The 17,621-nt window shown below is 41.7% G+C and carries 14 protein-coding genes; 13 read left to right on the top strand and 1 reads right to left on the bottom strand.

Going from position 1 to position 17,621, the window contains the following annotated elements; translation table 11 throughout:
* The first annotated feature begins 21 nt into the window (after positions 1–21).
* The 6 genes from AC3ANL_RS24560 to AC3ANL_RS24535 all read left to right on the top strand — a co-directional run bounded on the left by AC3ANL_RS24560 (position 22) and on the right by AC3ANL_RS24535 (position 7,839).
* A complete protein-coding gene (locus AC3ANL_RS24560) occupies positions 22–1,071 on the top strand; it encodes a DUF3048 domain-containing protein (protein ID WP_488326929.1) in 1,050 nt (349 codons plus the stop codon).
* 21 nt (positions 1,072–1,092) lie between these two features.
* Positions 1,093–1,407, top strand: a complete 315-nt coding sequence (locus AC3ANL_RS24555) for a YerC/YecD family TrpR-related protein (RefSeq protein ID WP_488326928.1) — start codon at positions 1,093–1,095, stop codon at positions 1,405–1,407.
* A 170-nt stretch (positions 1,408–1,577) separates the two neighbouring features.
* Positions 1,578–2,261, top strand: a complete 684-nt coding sequence (gene pcrB / locus AC3ANL_RS24550) for a heptaprenylglyceryl phosphate synthase (RefSeq protein WP_488326927.1) — start codon at positions 1,578–1,580, stop codon at positions 2,259–2,261.
* 71 nt (positions 2,262–2,332) lie between these two features.
* On the top strand, positions 2,333–4,597 hold the full coding sequence (gene pcrA, locus AC3ANL_RS24545) for a DNA helicase PcrA (protein ID WP_488326926.1): 2,265 nt from the start codon (positions 2,333–2,335) through the stop codon (positions 4,595–4,597).
* 61 nt (positions 4,598–4,658) lie between these two features.
* Positions 4,659–6,665 carry an NAD-dependent DNA ligase LigA gene (gene ligA, locus AC3ANL_RS24540; RefSeq protein ID WP_488326925.1) on the top strand — a complete coding sequence of 669 codons (2,007 nt, stop codon included), beginning with the start codon at positions 4,659–4,661 and terminating at the stop codon, positions 6,663–6,665.
* Between the two features lie 13 nt (positions 6,666–6,678).
* Entirely contained in the window at positions 6,679–7,839 is a 1,161-nt protein-coding gene (locus tag AC3ANL_RS24535; RefSeq protein ID WP_488326924.1) for a CamS family sex pheromone protein, read from the top strand.
* An 82-nt stretch (positions 7,840–7,921) separates the two neighbouring features.
* On the opposite strand, the gene AC3ANL_RS24530 is transcribed toward AC3ANL_RS24535, so the two are convergent.
* Positions 7,922–8,734, bottom strand: a complete 813-nt coding sequence (locus tag AC3ANL_RS24530; protein ID WP_488326923.1) for a hypothetical protein — start codon at positions 8,732–8,734, stop codon at positions 7,922–7,924.
* A gap of 228 nt (positions 8,735–8,962) precedes the next feature.
* On the opposite strand from AC3ANL_RS24530, the gene AC3ANL_RS24525 reads away from it, so the two are divergent.
* From AC3ANL_RS24525 to aceB, 7 genes are all read left to right on the top strand, one after another.
* Entirely contained in the window at positions 8,963–9,190 is a 228-nt protein-coding gene (locus AC3ANL_RS24525; RefSeq protein ID WP_488326922.1) for a hypothetical protein, read from the top strand.
* A 55-nt stretch (positions 9,191–9,245) separates the two neighbouring features.
* Positions 9,246–10,232 (top strand): hypothetical protein, encoded by a 987-nt coding sequence (locus AC3ANL_RS24520; RefSeq protein ID WP_488326921.1) that lies wholly within the window; start codon positions 9,246–9,248, stop codon positions 10,230–10,232.
* Between the two features lie 677 nt (positions 10,233–10,909).
* Entirely contained in the window at positions 10,910–13,333 is a 2,424-nt protein-coding gene (nirB, locus tag AC3ANL_RS24515) for a nitrite reductase large subunit NirB (RefSeq protein ID WP_488326920.1), read from the top strand.
* Positions 13,330–13,650, top strand: a complete 321-nt coding sequence (gene nirD / locus AC3ANL_RS24510) for a nitrite reductase small subunit NirD (RefSeq protein WP_488326919.1) — start codon at positions 13,330–13,332, stop codon at positions 13,648–13,650. Before nirB ends, nirD begins: the two co-directional genes overlap by 4 nt.
* 31 nt (positions 13,651–13,681) lie before the next feature.
* Positions 13,682–15,136 (top strand): uroporphyrinogen-III C-methyltransferase, encoded by a 1,455-nt coding sequence (cobA, locus tag AC3ANL_RS24505; protein WP_488326918.1) that lies wholly within the window; start codon positions 13,682–13,684, stop codon positions 15,134–15,136.
* Positions 15,133–15,750, top strand: a complete 618-nt coding sequence (locus AC3ANL_RS24500; RefSeq protein ID WP_488326917.1) for an NAD(P)-binding protein — start codon at positions 15,133–15,135, stop codon at positions 15,748–15,750. The genes cobA and AC3ANL_RS24500 overlap by 4 nt, the downstream gene beginning before the upstream one ends.
* Before the next feature lie 244 nt (positions 15,751–15,994).
* Positions 15,995–17,587, top strand: a complete 1,593-nt coding sequence (gene aceB, locus AC3ANL_RS24495) for a malate synthase A (RefSeq protein WP_488326916.1) — start codon at positions 15,995–15,997, stop codon at positions 17,585–17,587.
* Positions 17,588–17,621 lie beyond the last annotated feature (34 nt).

Raw genomic sequence — 17,621 nt, 5'->3', positions numbered from 1 at the left:
ATGAAATTGGGGGAACATAAAATGAAAAAATGGGCTGTAGCCGTGGCAGCTTTCCTATTACTACTTTCTGGGTGTAGTCAAAAGGAAACCGTAAAAAGAACGGTTGAGAAAGAAAAAGTGGTTGAGAAGACCGAGGAGAAAGAACTGGAAAAGCAGGAGTTATCTTCCTATTTTCCGTTAACAGGCATTGGTTCCACAACGAGTACGGACGGCAGAGCAATTGCTGTGATGATTAATAATCATCCAAAAGCCAGACCCCAATCAGGCTTGAATAAGGCTGATATTGTCTATGAAATCCTAGCAGAAGGGGACATCACGCGATTTCTTGCTGTTTTCCAAAGTGAGAAGCCAACAAATATTGGCCCTGTACGAAGCGCCCGCGACTATTATATCGACATTTCCAAAGGCCTTGGAGCACTCTATATTGCCCATGGTTGGAGTGAAGAAGCAAAAAAGATGCTTGAAGGCAACTATGTCGATAATCTAAATGGAATCGTCTATGATGGTACCCTTTTTAAACGATCAAGTACCCGAAAAGCACCTCATAATTCCTATATTACGTATGAAAATATTCTAAAAGGTGCAAAGCAAAAAAAATATTCGATGGAAAACAGTCCGCCTAAGTTTCTTTTTATGTCTGAAGAAGAAAGAAAAGCCATCACCGGTAACGATGCAAATTCTGTGAAAATTACTTATTCTAAAGGCGGCATTTCGGATTCAAGGTTCGAATACGATCGTGCACTCGGCAAATATAAGCGTTTTTCAGGCGGTATGCAATCCGTGGATTTAGACACAAACGAACCTGTATTAGTGGATAATATATTTATTATTGAAGCCGTTCACAAGGTGATTGATTCAGTCGGACGCAGGGATATTGATCTGCATTCGGGAGGAAAAGGCTATCTATTGCAAATGGGCAAGGTCAACGAAGTAGAATGGGCTCATAAGGACGGCAGAATTGTTCCAATGAAAAATGGGACTGAGATTCCTTTTGTCCAAGGCAGGACTTGGGTAAACGTGGTACCAACAAAACCTGGACTGCAGACAAGTGTTTCTTTCGATGCAGAATAACTTATTAAAGGAGTAAAGTACATGCAAATTAATAAATTACGGGGCAAAGAACTCGACCAATTATTTCAAGCTGTTTTATCATTAAAAGATTTAGAAGAATGCTATCGCTTTTTTGATGATTTATGCACCATTAATGAAATCCAATCGTTAGCACAGCGTCTGGATGTAGCAAGAATGCTTCGCGAAGGAAACACCTATCATAAAATTGAAACAGAAACTGGCGCAAGCACAGCGACAATTTCACGTGTGAAACGCTGTTTGAATTTTGGTAATGATACGTATGAAATGGTTCTTGAACGGATTAAAGAAGATTCGAGCAATGCTGTAGAAGAATAAGCCAAACCGAAGAGAGCGCTCTTCGGTTTTTCTTTTTGTCCAGCTCCCAGGCTCTTCCGCTTTTCTTTCTGGTTAACATTTCTAGAATTTGAATTACTCTTTTATTTTTTTATCGTTTCCTCAAATGCTATAATGGGGAAATGGATAATGTGTGTGGGAGGATTCTTTTAATGTATGATTTTCGCGAGTGGCGGCATGTGTTTAAACTCGATCCGAATAAAGTGATCACCGATGATCAATTAGAAAAAATTTGCGAATCAGGAACGGATGCGGTCATTGTTGGAGGCACCGATGGGGTGACAATTGAAAACGTCTTGGATTTGATGGCTAGAATCCGTCGTTATACCATTCCGTGTGTACTGGAAGTATCAAGTATTGAGACCGTAACACCCGGATTTGACCTTTATTTTATCCCAACCATCCTCAATAGCAGTGACGCAAGGTGGATTACAGGACTTCACCACCAAGCCGTAAAGGAATTTGGAGAAATTATGGATTGGGAGGAATTCTTCATGGAAGGATACTGCATCTTAAACGAAGAGTGCAAGGCCGCACAGCTAACGTCAGCCAATACCAATCTGACCATCGATGATGTGAAGGCCTATGCGATGATGGCTGAAAAAATGTTCCAGCTTCCGATTTTTTACTTAGAATATAGCGGCAAATATGGTGATCCAGCAATAGTAGCAGAAGTGAAAAAGGGGCTTGAAAACACAACCCTTTTTTACGGCGGCGGTATCGCTACTCCTGAACAAGCATCTGAAATGGCCCAACATGCCGACGTAATTGTTGTGGGAAATGCCATTTATGAAAATTTTGACCAAGCCTTGGAAACCGTAAAAACGGTTAGATAGTATTTGCTTCCGAATGTAATGAACGATAAAATAAAAATAAGAACAAATGTTTGTGAATGGTGGTGGAAGAAGTGCAATATTTAACAGACAAGCTTTTAAATGGACTAAATCCAGAACAACAAAATGCTGTTAAAGCTACAGATGGCCCACTTCTACTGATGGCGGGTGCCGGAAGTGGAAAAACAAGAGTATTAACACATCGAATCGCCTATTTAATCGTTGAAAAACGCGTGAACCCCTATAATATTCTAGCAATCACCTTTACCAATAAAGCAGCCAGAGAAATGAGGGAACGGATTGGCAAAATGATGGGTGGTGTTGCGGAGGAAATTTGGATTTCTACCTTTCACTCCATGTGTGTAAGAATTTTGCGCCGTGATATCGATCGGATGGGTTTTAATCGAAATTTTACCATCCTTGATACAACCGATCAGCAATCTGTGGTAAAAGGAATCCTCAAAGATAAAAATCTTGACCCGAAAAAGAATGACCCACGCGCCATTTTAGGTTCCATCAGCTCAGCTAAGAACGAACTAATCACCCCAGAAGAGTATGCAAAAAATGCCGGGGGTTATTTTGAGCAAACGGTAAGTGAGGTATACACCGAATATCAAAAGCGATTACGGAAAAACCAGGCACTCGATTTTGATGACTTAATAATGATGACCATTCAGTTATTCCAACGGGTACCGGAAGTCCTAGAACATTATCAGCGTAAGTTTCAATACATTCACGTTGATGAGTATCAGGATACGAACCGGGCGCAGTATATGTTAGTAAAAATGCTCGCCAGCCGTTTCCGTAATCTATGTGTGGTGGGAGATTCCGATCAGTCGATTTATAGATGGCGCGGCGCGGATATTGCTAATATTCTATCTTTCGAAAAAGATTACCCAAATGCCACGGTCATTCTACTTGAGCAAAATTATCGATCAACCAAAAGAATCTTGCTTGCTGCCAATAAGGTAATTGAAAACAACATGAACCGGAAGGCGAAAAATCTTTGGACGGAAAACCCTGAAGGAAACAAACTTGTTTATTATCGTGCCGATAGTGAGCAAGGTGAAGCCCAATTTGTGGCTGGAAAAATCAAAGAATTAACGCGGGATCAAAAGTATAAGCTAGCCGATATTGCGATTCTTTACCGTACAAATGCTCAATCACGGGTAATGGAGGAAGTTTTACTTAAATCGAACATTGAATATGCCATCGTTGGCGGCACCAAGTTCTATGACAGAAAAGAAATTAAGGATATGCTTGCCTATTTACGGTTGATTTCGAATCCTGATGATGACATTAGTTTACAACGGGTCATTAATGTTCCAAAACGCGGGATTGGATCTACTTCGGTCGATAAAATAGCTGACTTTGCAGCGATGCATGATATTTCTTTATATCAAGCATTAGAATCGGTAGAATTACTTGGTTTAAGCCCGAAAACGACCAAGGCTGCTGCCCAGTTTCGTGATTTAGTTCGCAATTATACGAATATGCAAGAATTCCTTTCCGTCACGGAATTAGTGGAAGAGGTTCTAGACAAGACAGGATATCGAGAAATGCTGAAAGCGGAAAAATCGCTTGAAGCCCAAAGCCGGTTGGAAAACCTTGAGGAATTATTATCTGTTACGAAAAATTTTGAAGATACCAGTGAAGATAAAACCCTGATCGCCTTCTTAACAGATTTAGCCTTAGTGGCCGATATTGACTCCCTTGATGACGATGGTGAAAAGAATGATTCGATTACCCTGATGACTTTGCATTCCGCAAAAGGCTTGGAATTTCCTGTTGTCTTTTTAATTGGTTTGGAAGAAGGGGTTTTTCCGCATAGCCGTTCTCTTATGGAGGAAGCGGAGATGGAAGAGGAACGTCGTCTTGCCTATGTGGGGATCACACGTGCTGAGCAAACCTTGTTTTTAACCAATGCGCAAATGAGGACCTTGTTTGGCAGAACCAATATGAACCCTGCCTCAAGATTTATCAGTGAGATACCGGAGGACTTAATCGAAGGTGTAGAAACGGAGAAACGGGAGACTCCTTCGTTTGGCTCTAGTGGAAGACCTTTCAGGTCCACTGGTTCCTCTTTTGGAGCACCAAAGAGCACATTTGGAACGCCAGCTGCACCAAGAAAGCCCGTGATGCGTCCTGTTTCAGCTCCTTCCGGCGGAGAGGAAGCTGGCTGGAAAGTCGGCGATAAAGCAGAGCATGGAAAATGGGGAATTGGTACAGTTGTAAGTGTAAAGGGGCAGGGTGAAGGAATCGAGCTCGATATTGCCTTTCCTAGTCCAGTAGGCATTAAACGTCTCTTAGCGAAATTCGCCCCTATTAAAAAAGCATAAAATAAGAAACCTCCAACATGGAGTGAATATCTGGGGACTATGAAATGAAAGGGCTGGATATATGGACCTTCAATTGGCAGAACAGAAAATCACTGAAATAAGAAGTTTATTAACAAAATATGGCTATGAATATTATGTACTAGATAAACCATCCGTACCGGATGCCGAGTATGACAAGTTAATGCAGGAATTATTGAAGCTTGAAGACACGTTTCCAGAGTTAAAAACACTTGATTCTCCATCCGTTCGGGTTGGCGGCACGGTGCTCGATGTATTTGAAAAGGTCGTGCACCGCACCCCGATGTTAAGTTTGGGCAATGCCTTTAACGAACAAGACTTACGGGACTTTGACCGAAAAGTTCGTCAAGGAGTTGGCGATGATTTTTCTTATGTTTGTGAGTTAAAGATTGACGGACTTGCCGTTTCATTAAGGTATGAGCAGGGATTATTTGTACAAGGGGCCACCCGCGGCGATGGAACGATTGGTGAAGATATAACCGCGAACCTTAAAACGATTCAATCCATTCCCCTTCGATTACGGGAAGATGTCTCTATCGAAGTTCGTGGTGAGGCCTATATGCCAAAGCGTTCGTTTGAAGCGTTGAACAACGCAAGAGAAGCACGTGGCGAGGAACTGTTTGCTAATCCTAGAAATGCAGCAGCCGGGTCATTACGACAGCTTGATCCAAAGATTGCCGCATCACGAAAGCTGGATGTCTTTTTATACGGGATTGGCAATCCAGATGTCATTGGCGTTTTGTCGCATAGTGAAGGTCTCGATTACTTGGATCATCTTAACTTTAAAACCAATAAAGAGCGGAAAAAATGTGCAACCATTGAAGAAGTATTGGAATATGTAAGCGGATGGGGTGAAAAGCGGCCGCATCTTCCTTATGAAATTGATGGAATTGTAATCAAAGTAGATTCACTTGAGCAGCAGGCTGAACTTGGCACAACAGCCAAAAGCCCGCGCTGGGCGATTGCGTACAAGTTTCCGGCCGAAGAAGTAGTCACAACCCTGTTGAATATTGAATTAAGTGTTGGCAGAACCGGTGTAATCACCCCGACTGCTATTCTTGAGCCTGTTAAAGTAGCGGGATCGACAGTACAGCGAGCCTCATTGCATAACGAAGATTTAATCCGTGAAAAGGATATAAAAATAGGGGATAAAGTCGTCGTGAAAAAAGCTGGCGATATTATTCCGGAAGTAGTCAATGTTTTAGCAGATCAGCGGACAGGTCTTGAAATAGACTTTCATATGCCAACCCATTGTCCGGAGTGTGAAAGTGAGCTTGTCCGTCTTGAAGGGGAAGTAGCATTACGGTGTATTAATCCGAAATGTCCGGCCCAAATTCGTGAAGGTCTGATTCACTTTGTCTCACGTGATGCCATGAACATCGATGGACTCGGAGAAAAGGTAATCAGTCAACTTTTTGCAGAAAAATTAATTGGCGATGTTGCTGATATTTATAAGCTTACACATGAACAGCTTATAGCCCTTGAACGAATGGGGGAAAAGTCTGTCACAAATCTCTTAAAGGCTATTGAAACATCCAAGAGCAATTCCCTTGAAAAACTTCTATTCGGTCTTGGGATTCGTCATGTTGGTGCCAAGGCTGCCAAAACGCTGGCCCAGCAATTTGAAACAATGGATAAACTAGCGAAGGCTTCGAAAGAGGAGTTAATTGGCATTAATGAAATTGGTACTAAAATGGCTGACTCCATCGTTTCCTTTTTTGAACAAGAAGAGGCGAATGAGCTCATTAAAGAGTTAGTTTCTGTCGGAGTGAATATGGAATATAAAGGGGCCAAATCAGTATCGGCCGAAGCATCTGACAGTATTTTTGCAGGAAAAACGGTTGTTCTAACAGGAAAGCTAGAGCAATTATCGCGTAATGAAGCGAAGGAAAAAATAGAAGCACTTGGCGGCAATGTAGCCGGCAGTGTGAGTAAAAAAACACATCTCGTCATTGCGGGAGAAGATGCAGGTTCCAAGTTAACCAAGGCACAAGAACTAGGTATCGAAGTCTGGGACGAGGAGAAGCTTTTAGTAGAATTAAATAAATAAGAGGTGGATCGACGTGAGAAAGATCTCATTGCTCGCTCTCTCCCTGGTCTTTTTGCTTAGTGCTTGTGCACCTAACTTCCAAAAGCAAAATGAAACCGTCCAAACAAAGGAGAAAGCAACAGGGAAGGCGATTATTCCTAAATATAATATATCGGACAAATATTATAGAACCATCCTGCCATTTTTACCCGGGGAAGCGAGAGGATTGGTCGTCAACAATATTAATACAAGATATGACTTAAATGAGTTTGAAATGGGATTGATGAGAATTGCCCAAAATAGCTTTGATACAGAAAAATACTATTTTCAAGAAGGCCAGCAAATTAAAAGCAAGACGATTAAGCAGTGGTTAAGCCGCAAATATACAGATGCCCAGCTAAAACAAAATAATGTGAAGGCTGAAGATAATATTGGCTTAAACCCAGTGGATAATAGTGCAGCTGGCAGTGAACCGACAAGTCCCATCTATCTTGCGCATATTTTAGAACATGATTATCTTACAAAAGATGATAAAGGGAATGTGGCCCTTGCTGGCGTTACAATTGGTCTTGCCTTGAATTCGATCTATTACTATAAGTTAGCGCCCGGTGGCGATACCCTTGAGAAAAAGATTCCTTCTGCAGAGATGGTAGCAGAAGGCAAGAAAATGGCGGCAGAAGTGGTACAACGAGCCCGTAACATTAAAGGATTAAAAGATGTACCGATCACCATTGCTTTATTTGAACAACAAAGCAGATCATCTGTAGTACCAGGCACATTTATCACTTATACAACCATTGATAAGGGGAGCGCTAGTTTAAATGCTTGGGAAAAAGTCGATGAAAAATACTATCTATTCCCTTCAACAGCTGCTCAAAATGACCACCGGGATGATACGATTGCATTCCTAAACTTTAAACAGGATGTGGAACAATATTTTCCCAATTATAACGGTGTGATTGGCAGAGCTTTTTATATTGGTGACCAACTTCAAGATTTAAATATCACGATTCCGATTCAATTCTATGGAAAAACAGAAGGAATTGGCTTTGCTCAATATGTGACAGGCTTAGTGATGGAACATTTTCCTGAGTACCTTAATGTATCCGTAAGCGTTACTTCTGTTGATGGTCCTGAAGCACTAATTGTTAAAAAAGCTAATGACACGGAACCATTCGTCCATATTTATCAATAAGAGAATGTCCTAACATAAAGGGTCAGACCCCATCCACAACCTCAATGTGGATGGGGTCTGACCCTTTTGGGGCATTCTTTTTTTATTTTGATACGTTGATCACAAAGGGAACTGTAAAAACTTTGTCATTCTGTTTGAATTGGCCCCAAACTTTATAAACGCCTTCCGATGGAAAAATGGTCATAAATGTAACCTTCGGACCATTTCCTGTTGTCGTCATCGGATGAATGTGTAAGTACTTTTCCGTATCTGCACTTATTGCAACAGTATGTCCCAACGCACCTAAATAGGGCTGTAGATTTTTGATTGGTTTATTGGTAGAGGCATCATTGATCGTAAACGTCATATGTAACGTTTTTCCCGTCATTAGGCGGTCAAAGGTAAGTGAGACTTTTTTTCCATCAACCACCTTGGTTAAGCTTGTATCAGGAACAAGTGGCACTTCCTTTGCTGCCTCGCCCTCCACATGCTGCCAATGGGTTTCAATGCTGCTATCTCCGCCGCCTTTTGGTGTGACATCAGCGATTAGCTTGTAATCTCCTCCAGTCGGAAATACGGCAGAAACATTAAATTCTCCGTTTCCATTATATTTTGGATGGATATGAGAAAAATAAGCTAAGTCCTTACTGATAATAAATAAATGCATTTTTTTCTCATGAACCGTTTCAAAGGATTGAATGGGCTGATCTGACGAATCCTTAATGATGATGGAGATTGGTATTTCCTTATTGGCAGAAGGATTGTCTGGTACATTCCACTCGGACTTCGTCGGCACCACATCTCTGGGTGTAGCACTCATTTTGTGATCCATCGTTGATTTCGGTACTTTTATGGAATTACAACCAGAAAGTAGCACTGTGATCAAAAGAGGGATGACCATAAAATAATGTTTCAAGGGGAATCTCCTTTCCTATCCATAGTCCATTCATTTACTGTACATTACCTATTAAAACCAATGCAAGAATTTTATGTAAAACACCTTACCACCTATGATAATATTAAGAAAGCAAGAGAAAAAGGAAACATTTTAGCAAGATATTTCGTTAATAGTTAAGAAGGGTTTTTTTAATGTATGGACGATAGTCCTATTTACTAAAAAGTTATCCCTGGAGGAAATATGCCTTTGATCCCATTATATTTGTCCCATGTTACCACAGTCGAGCATAGTGAAAGCCTGCTTTGGATATTTTTAACATGTAATGTCTTTGTTGTCACGGCCGGAATTATTTTTATGTATAAATTATTTACGCAAAAAAAGATACGCATTGCCGGAACGATATTTGGCATTGCCTTAGCCATCAATTATATCCTAATAGCGATTTTCGGAGATCCATTTGACTTGCTGGGTTAACTGGTGTACGACTTATAAACTAATGACCACTATCAGAGTTGAGAGGAGATGAAATATGAAATATTACCGTTTATGGGTAATAGCTTTTTTATTGAAATTTATTGGGTCTGCCTGGGATGCGTCCTACCACTTTAAATATTTATTTGAGGAATACTCCATTCCCCATATTGTCAATACAATCGGTTTTGCATTGGGAGGTATATTGTTAATTCAAGAGTGGCGGCGCTCCCATCACATGGATCGGTTTTCAAGAAATCTGATTACAATTGGATACGTCTTGTTCCTGATCGGAATTCCGTTAGATTTTACTTACCATATTGCCTATGGCATTGATTTAACAACATGGAGTCCAACTCATTTTATTTATTATATTGGAACAGATATCATGATTTTTGGAGTTTGGCGTGGATATTACTTATTTACAAGGGATGTAAAGCCAACTTGGAAGTCGATGCATACGTGGTTCGCAATGTTTCTTCTTGAATGCTTGATGTTCCCGAATATGCAGCAGGAAAATGGTGCGATTTCTTATGATCAGTATGTCCATGGAAAATCCATCGCCTCACAAGAAATCCTGGAGTTAATCTCGGATCCGGCATCACAAATTTTCGGCGGCATTCCGGAATTTGTTTACCCAATTTATTCCGTCCTAATGGTTACATTGTTAACGATTCTCACCATTCGAATTTGTCGTGATTTCACCATTCCGGTCATGGGAGCGGCTCTCTATATTTTATTAAGATTCATCGGTAAAGGAATATTTGCAGCGGTTGGTTACCCTACATCCTACGTGCCGATCACACTGATCCTAATTCCGCTCGTCTTCTTGTTATTTAGAAAAACCAATTGGCTGGCAGGACTCGTAGGGAGCGTAGCTTACTTCCTGGCCTTATTAGCCATTCATCAGTCAGGACTGCTCATCACACCACCATTGGAATGGTGGGAACTTATACCCGTCGCCCTCATCGGCACCCTTGTTCCCATCATCAGCAGCCTAATCAAAATGCAACCAGCACTAAAAAAGAATAAACAACCTGCGTAACGTAAAAAGGGTGTCAGGCACCCTTTTTTTTTGATATAAGAATTTATAGTTTTAGCTTCGAGAATTGTCCAGCTCCATAGGAGTAAGCTTCGGAAGTATAACTTCGCACGAAGGAAAAGTGATAGCTTTTCCGAGGAGGCCATACGCCGCTAAAAGGGTGCTTGTGCTTTTCTGGAGGGTGTTTAAGGAAGTTGGAAAAATCAGTCGAGATTATTAACGATTGATTTCGTGATGGAGTCGCGGTTCCGGTCGGTTATCAAGTTTGTGATTGACCGAATTTGAGAAAAAAGAAGGAATTCGGTCGCTTATCGCGTTCTTAAACGACCGAACACAAGAAAAAAGAAGGAGGCCGGTAGGTTACAGTGATTCTAAACGACCGAACAGAAGAAAAACGAATCAAACATCAACTCCCCTCACCTCACCCCCTTTTTTAATCCACAAATAATCTCTCTCCGTTCCGTTCGTGGCTTATGAGCCACCGGTACATCCTTTCAGTTTTTTAAGGCAACGTTCAAGTGTAATTTTATTTTGACAATATTGTGAAGATATTCACATTGTTTTGGCGTTTTGTGACGTACCTCACAATTTTTTGGGACTCTACCAATTACAATTTAACTATAGAGAAAACCTTCATTATCTTAATAAATCTCAATTTAACATATAGGAGAGACCCAAATATGAAAAAACTAGTGATGATTGGAAATGGAATGGCAGGCGTTAGAACAATAGAAGAAGTTCTCAAAACAGCACCAGATCAGTTTGAAATAACAATATTTGGACAAGAGCCACATCCAAACTACAACCGCATCAAGTTATCGAATATTCTCCAAGGCGACACCCACTTTAATGATATTATTATCAACCCGCTAGACTGGTATAAAGAAAAACAGATTCAATTATTTACAGGCGAATCGATTATCAATATCGATGTGGATGGAAAACGGGTCATCAGCGACCAAAGTCGTGAAGTGCAATATGATGAGTTAATTATTGCGACAGGGTCAAATTCTTTTATTCTTCCGATACCAGGTGCAGATAAAATCGGTGTAACGGGATTTCGTGATATAAAAGATTGTGAAATGATGATCAAGTCATCTGAGCGGTATAAAAAAGCAGTCGTGATTGGCGGTGGTCTTCTTGGGCTTGAAGCAGCAAGAGGATTACTAAACCTGGGAATGACCGTCGATGTCGTCCACCTGATGCCCCATTTAATGGAACGTCAGCTTGATCCGATTGCTTCTTCTTTACTGAAAGCAGAATTAGAATTACAAGGCATGAACTTTTTAATGGAAAAGGAAACCGTCGAAATCCTTGGGGATGAACGTGTTACCGGCCTGCGCTTTAAAGATGGCTCTGAAGTCGAAGCCGACCTTGTTGTCATGGCAATTGGGATTAAGTCGAATACGGCCGTTGCAAAAAACAGCGGAATCTACGTTAATCGCGGTATTGTGGTTAATGATTTTATGGAAACAAGTATTCCGCACATTTACGCAGTTGGTGAATGTGCTGAGCACAGAGAAATTGTTTATGGGTTAGTCGCACCATTATATGAACAAGGTAAAGTGCTGGCGAATCGGATTTGCGGCTGTGTGGGAGAACCATACCAAGGCTCTATTACCGGCACGCAGCTGAAAGTTGCAGGCGTCGACCTTTTCTCTGCGGGAGAGATTTTTGAAGATGGCTCCACGAAATCGATTATGATTTACAATGAATATGACGGAGTTTACAAACACGTCTTAACAAGAAATAATCTCATTGTCGGAATTGTCCTCTATGGTGATACGAAGGATAGTACTAGATTATATCGAATGTTGACAAAAAAAGAAGATATCAGCGGGGTTTCTATTTTTCAAACAGCTTGTTCTGGCGAAAACGCAAGCGATGATATCGCCTCCATGCCCAATGATGAACTCGTTTGTGGCTGTAATGGAGTGACAAAAGGAGCGATCGTTGAGGCGATTCAGACCCAAGGGTTAACGACCCTTGATCAAGTCAGTCATTGCACAAACGCAGGCCGTTCGTGCGGGCGCTGTAAACCAATGGTTAGCAGCATTCTTGCTCATACACTTGGTGATCAATTCGATGCGGCTGCGGCTCAGAAAACAAGTATTTGCGGATGTACAACGATAAGCCGTGAGGAATTGGTAGAGGAAATTAAAACGAAGGGCTTAACAAGCGTAAAAGAAGTCATGAACGTTCTGGAATGGAACAATGAGGAAGGCTGCTCTAAGTGCCGTCCGGCCATTAACTACTACCTTGGTATGATTCACATGGATGAATATAAAGATGATCGAGATTCTCGTCTAGTTAATGAAAAAATGCACGCGAACATCCAAAAGGATGGAACGTATTCCGTTGTTCCAAGAATGTATGGCGGAGTAACAACAGCCGTTGATTTGAAAAAAATTGCAGAAGTTGCTGAAAAATATAAGGTACCTTTAGTAAAATTAACTGGTGGACAGCGGATTGGTTTGTTCGGAGTCAAAAAAGAGGATCTGCCAAGTATGTGGGAAGAGCTTGATATGCCATCCGGCTATGCCTACGGAAAAACACTAAGGACCGTTAAAACCTGTGTGGGTGCACAATTTTGCCGCTATGGCACACAAGATTCAATGGCACTCGGAATACAGCTTGAAAATAAATTTGAACGTCTTGATACACCACATAAAGTTAAAATGGGCGTTTCTGCTTGCCCAAGAAATTGCTCGGAAGCTGGCATCAAAGATATCGGCTTCGTCGGTATTGACGGCGGTTGGGAAATTTATGTTGCTGGGAACGGCGGCGTCGACCTTCGCCCAGGGGATTTATTATGTACCGTAAAAACGGAAGAAGAGGTTATGAAAATGACCGGTGCTTATTTACAATACTACCGAGAAACAGCCAGTTATTTAGAGCGTACCTCTAAATGGGTGGAACGCATGGGATTAGAGCACGTGAAGGAAGTATTAGCAGATGAAAATACCCGTAAAGCGTTAAATGAGCGTATGGGTCAAACCTTGAAAAAGTATATTGAGCCTTGGCATGAAGCCATTCAAAATGAAGAGATTCAAGACAAATATTATGTAAAACACATGATTCCAGTCGGGAGTGAAACCAAATGATTAACACGATTACCCGTATTCCAGTCGCACATTATAAGAATTTAAAAGAAAGAGCCGGCTATTCTATTAAAATAGATGACCAAGAAATCGTTCTTTTTAAACGATCAAATGGTGAGGTCTATGCCCTTGAAAACCGCAGTCCCCATCCGAAGGGAGGCGTCCTTTCAGAAGGACTGGTCAGTGGTGCCTATGTGTATTGTCCGGTTTATGATTGGAAAATCTCTTTAGTAGATGGAAAGGTTCAAGCACCGGATGAAGGTCAGGTAAAGACCTTTTTAGTAGAAAGGAAAGAGGATATTATTTTTATCGTCTTATAAAATGGACAACAAGGGGAAGGAAGGCTGCAGGATGAAAACAGGAAAAGTATTTTTAGTAGGAGCGGGACCGGGAGACGTTGGCTTAATCACGGTAAAAGGAAGGGAAGCAATTAAGCAGGCAGAAGTCATTTTATATGACCGGCTTGCCAATCCCAGGCTATTAGAATGGGCCGGGAGTGATTGTGAATTGATTTACTGCGGAAAATTACCTGACCGCCACATTTTGCGCCAAGAGAATATCAATGAACTATTGGTGCAAAAGGCATTAGCAGGAAAAATAGTTGTCCGCTTAAAAGGCGGCGACCCTGGCGTTTTTGGTAGAGTTGGGGAAGAAGCAGCCGCTTTAGCTGACTACCAGATTCCGTTTGAAATCGTTCCTGGCATTTCATCGGGGATTGCAGCCCCCCTTTATGCAGGAATTCCTGTGACCCATCGGGAGCACGCCGAATCATTTGCGGTTGTCACGGCCCACGATAAATCTGAAGATGGTAAACCGCTCCTTGATTGGGAAGGTCTTGCCCGTGGAATCGATACGATTGCATTTTACATGGGGGTCGGAAACTTGCCATTCATTTGCGAGAATCTCGTCAACCACGGGAAGCCCGCTGCTACACCTGTTATACTGATCCAATGGGGTACGTTTGGGCGCCAGAAAACCTTACAAGGCACACTTGCGGATATCTCTGAAAAGGTCTTGGCAGCCAAGTTCAGCAATCCTTCCATCATATTAGTTGGGAAAGTCGTTTCCCTGCGCGAAAAAATCAGCTGGTTCGAGAAACAACCTTTACATGGCCGGCAAATCCTGCTTGCCCGTACAAGTTCCAGCCCTAGCGAATTAGCGAATGAATTAATGACGTATGGAGCGGATGTGATCGAATTTCCAAAGTGGAAAAAGACTACATTGCCAGTTGATCTCTCAAACGTAACATCCTTTGAAAAAATTCTATTTTCTTCACCTGAAAGTGTTGCTGAGTTTTTTGCAGCGGTTTTTGAAAAAGGAATAGATATTCGAAAAATAAAGGCAGATTTGTTCGGTTTATCTAGTAAAACGATCAAAGCATTAAACCGACGCGGCTTGGTGGCAAATGTAATGGACCAGATTCTAGATGTAGAGGGTTGGCTGATTGTCGGCGACGATCGAATGGTGGAAAAAGAGTTTGAAAAAGCGGATAAAATAATCACAAGCAAAAGGGAGATTGACCACCAATTCCTGCCTATTTTTCAAAGAATGCTCGCGGAAGCACGTGTGAATACTATGGTTTTCCCTAGCAGTGCCTCTGTGAAACCGTTTATGAGCGCATTAGCAGTATGTGGTGTTAATGGAGAAGAATTATTGAGAGATGCAGAGGTTGTCTGTATGGGAAAACAAACATTGGCAGCAGCTGCCGACGCGGGGCTTGCACAAACTAGAATGCCGGAAAGTCCGACCAAGGAAGCTTTAGTTGCTTATTTGGCTAGCGATTTTGGAAAGGAATTAAAGGTATGAACGCAAACTATCCAATTATGGTACGGCTTGAAGGAAAAAGAATAGTGGTTGTTGGCGGCGGCAAGGTGGCGGAGCGAAAGGTTAACAGCCTGCTCGACACAGGTGCTCGTGTTTTGGTAGTCAGCCCTGAAGCTACGGATGACCTTCAAAGACTGTCACAGGAGGGTGCAATTGTCTGGAAACAGAAGCCCTTTTCAGCAGATGACCTAGAAGAAGCTTTCTTGATTTTTGCAGCCACCGATAACAAGGAGATTAATCATGCCGTAAAATTGTCAGCAGGGAGTCATCAGCTGGTGTCCATTGCCGATGATCCAGAAGGCTCGGATTTTCATCTACCCTCCCAATTGAAACGCGGCCATCTGAGCATCGCAGTTTCAACCGGGGGTGCAAGTCCAATGCTTGCAAGGAAAATTCGCAGGCAGTTAGAGCAGCAGTATGATGATCGCTATGAAGACTATCTTGATTTTCTTTTCGCAACAAGGCATTGGATTTTAAAGGAAGTGGACGATCCTTCTTTAAAAAGAAAACTATTAACAGCGATCGTCAGTGAAACATTTCTAAACAGCCAAGATCGAGCCAAAGACTTTCGGCGCTTATATAAAGAGATGATATAAGAGCGGGTGCCTTCCAAGAGGTTACCCGTTTTTTTATGTTTATTATAGGTAAAAATACCTAATTCAATAAAGCAAGCCATAGCAAGCTTTCTCCTGTTTTTACTGGAGGTTTTTTTAACTTGGACAGGGGAATTTTACCTATTTTTATAAAATTTTCAGAAAAGTAGTTCCATTTTCTGAAAACGTGTTATATAATACAAAACGAGGATGAGTACTGTATTATAACAAAGAGGTGATCTAGTTCATGTCAACCCAAACGACAGGTATTGAAGTGGTGGGGGCTCTAAATGCCCAATATGATGAGATTTTAACACCCGAGGCTTTAAACTTAATTGAAGAATTAGAAAGAAAATTTGGCGGGCGAAGAATGGAACTGTTACAGTCCAGGGAAAAACGCCAACAGGAATTAAATATTGGCAAATTGCCGGATTTCCTCCCTGAAACAAAACATATTCGGGATGGGAATTGGACCGTAGCACCACTGCCAAAGAATCTCCACAATCGCCGGGTGGAAATTACAGGACCAACAGATCGTAAAATGGTCATCAATGCGTTAAACTCAGGTGCAAAATTATTCATGGCTGATTTTGAAGATGCCACTTCACCGACATGGGAAAGCATCATCGAAGGACAAATCAACTTAAGAGATGCAGTAAATCGGACGATTTTCTTTACAAATCCTAATGGAAAAAAATATGCGCTCAATGAAGAAACGGCGGTTCTCATCGTTAGGCCGCGCGGATTACACCTAGAAGAAAAACACGTGCTTTTAGATGGCAAGCCTATATCAGGAAGCTTTTTCGATTTCGGAATGTATTTTTTCCATAATGTAAGAGGACTGCTGGCAGATGGTTCAGGCCCTTACTTTTACCTGCCAAAGCTAGAAAGTCACTTAGAAGCACGGCTTTGGAATGATGTATTTGTTTATGCACAGGAAAAGCTTGGGATTGCCCAAGGGACGATCAAAGCGACGGTATTAATTGAAACAATTCTGGCTTCATTTGAAATGGATGAGATTCTTTATGAATTAAAGGAGCACTCAGCTGGTTTGAACTGTGGCCGTTGGGATTATATTTTCAGCTATATTAAAAAGCTGCGCAATCACAAGGATGTTATTTTACCAGATCGTTCTCAAGTAACGATGACATCACCTTTTATGCGCTCCTACTCGTTACTATGCATTCAAACATGTCATCGCCGCAATGCACCGGCGATGGGCGGAATGGCAGCTCAAATTCCAGTGAAAAATAACCCGCAGGCAAATGTTGAGGCGTTTGCTAAAGTACGCGCCGATAAAGAGCGCGAGGCCCGGGATGGACACGATGGTACATGGGTAGCACACCCTGGACTCGTACCGGTAGCGATGGAAGTCTTCAATCGGGAAATGCCGACGCCAAATCAAATTCACACTGCAAAGCAGCAAAAAATAACGATAACCGCACAAGATTTGCTTGAGGTACCAGGCGGCACGATTTCTGAAGAAGGTGTCCGCACGAATATCAATGTAGGAATTCAATATGTCGCTTCATGGTTAGAAGGTAGAGGGGCAGCCCCTATCCATAACCTGATGGAGGACGCGGCCACTGCGGAAATATCACGGGCACAGCTTTGGCAGTGGATTCGCCATCCGAAAGGGATCCTACATGACGGCAGGAAAGTAACTGTTGAACTGTATGAGCAATTAAAGGAAGAAGAATTAGAAAAAATCAAACAGGAAGTCGGCGGGCAAAACTTTGAAACAGGTCGATTTGCTGAAGCTGTCCAGCTGTTTGATCGCTTAATTTTAAACGATGAATTTATCGATTTTTTAACCTTGCCTGGATATGAGCAGTTATAAGTGTATTAGTTCGTATTTTTTTAAAAAATATTCT

It is taken from the genome of Neobacillus sp. DHD-1R, from assembly GCF_057747995.1.
The sequence above is the reverse complement of the archived record's forward strand: the minus strand, read 5'-3'. Positions and strand labels throughout refer to the sequence as shown.

Bases quoted from the DNA above. Each gene is read 5' to 3' on its own strand.
- ligA (WP_488326925.1), top strand. From the start codon at position 4,659: ATGGACCTTCAATTGGCAGAACAGAAAATCACTGAAATAAGAAGTTTA.
- nirD (WP_488326919.1), top strand. From the start codon at position 13,330: ATGATTAACACGATTACCCGTATTCCAGTCGCACATTATAAGAATTTA.
- cobA (WP_488326918.1), top strand. From the start codon at position 13,682: ATGAAAACAGGAAAAGTATTTTTAGTAGGAGCGGGACCGGGAGACGTT.
- aceB (WP_488326916.1), top strand. From the start codon at position 15,995: ATGTCAACCCAAACGACAGGTATTGAAGTGGTGGGGGCTCTAAATGCC.
- AC3ANL_RS24560 (WP_488326929.1), top strand. From the start codon at position 22: ATGAAAAAATGGGCTGTAGCCGTGGCAGCTTTCCTATTACTACTTTCT.
- AC3ANL_RS24520 (WP_488326921.1), top strand. From the start codon at position 9,246: ATGAAATATTACCGTTTATGGGTAATAGCTTTTTTATTGAAATTTATT.
- nirB (WP_488326920.1), top strand. From the start codon at position 10,910: ATGAAAAAACTAGTGATGATTGGAAATGGAATGGCAGGCGTTAGAACA.
- pcrB (WP_488326927.1), top strand. From the start codon at position 1,578: ATGTATGATTTTCGCGAGTGGCGGCATGTGTTTAAACTCGATCCGAAT.
- AC3ANL_RS24555 (WP_488326928.1), top strand. From the start codon at position 1,093: ATGCAAATTAATAAATTACGGGGCAAAGAACTCGACCAATTATTTCAA.
- AC3ANL_RS24500 (WP_488326917.1), top strand. From the start codon at position 15,133: ATGAACGCAAACTATCCAATTATGGTACGGCTTGAAGGAAAAAGAATA.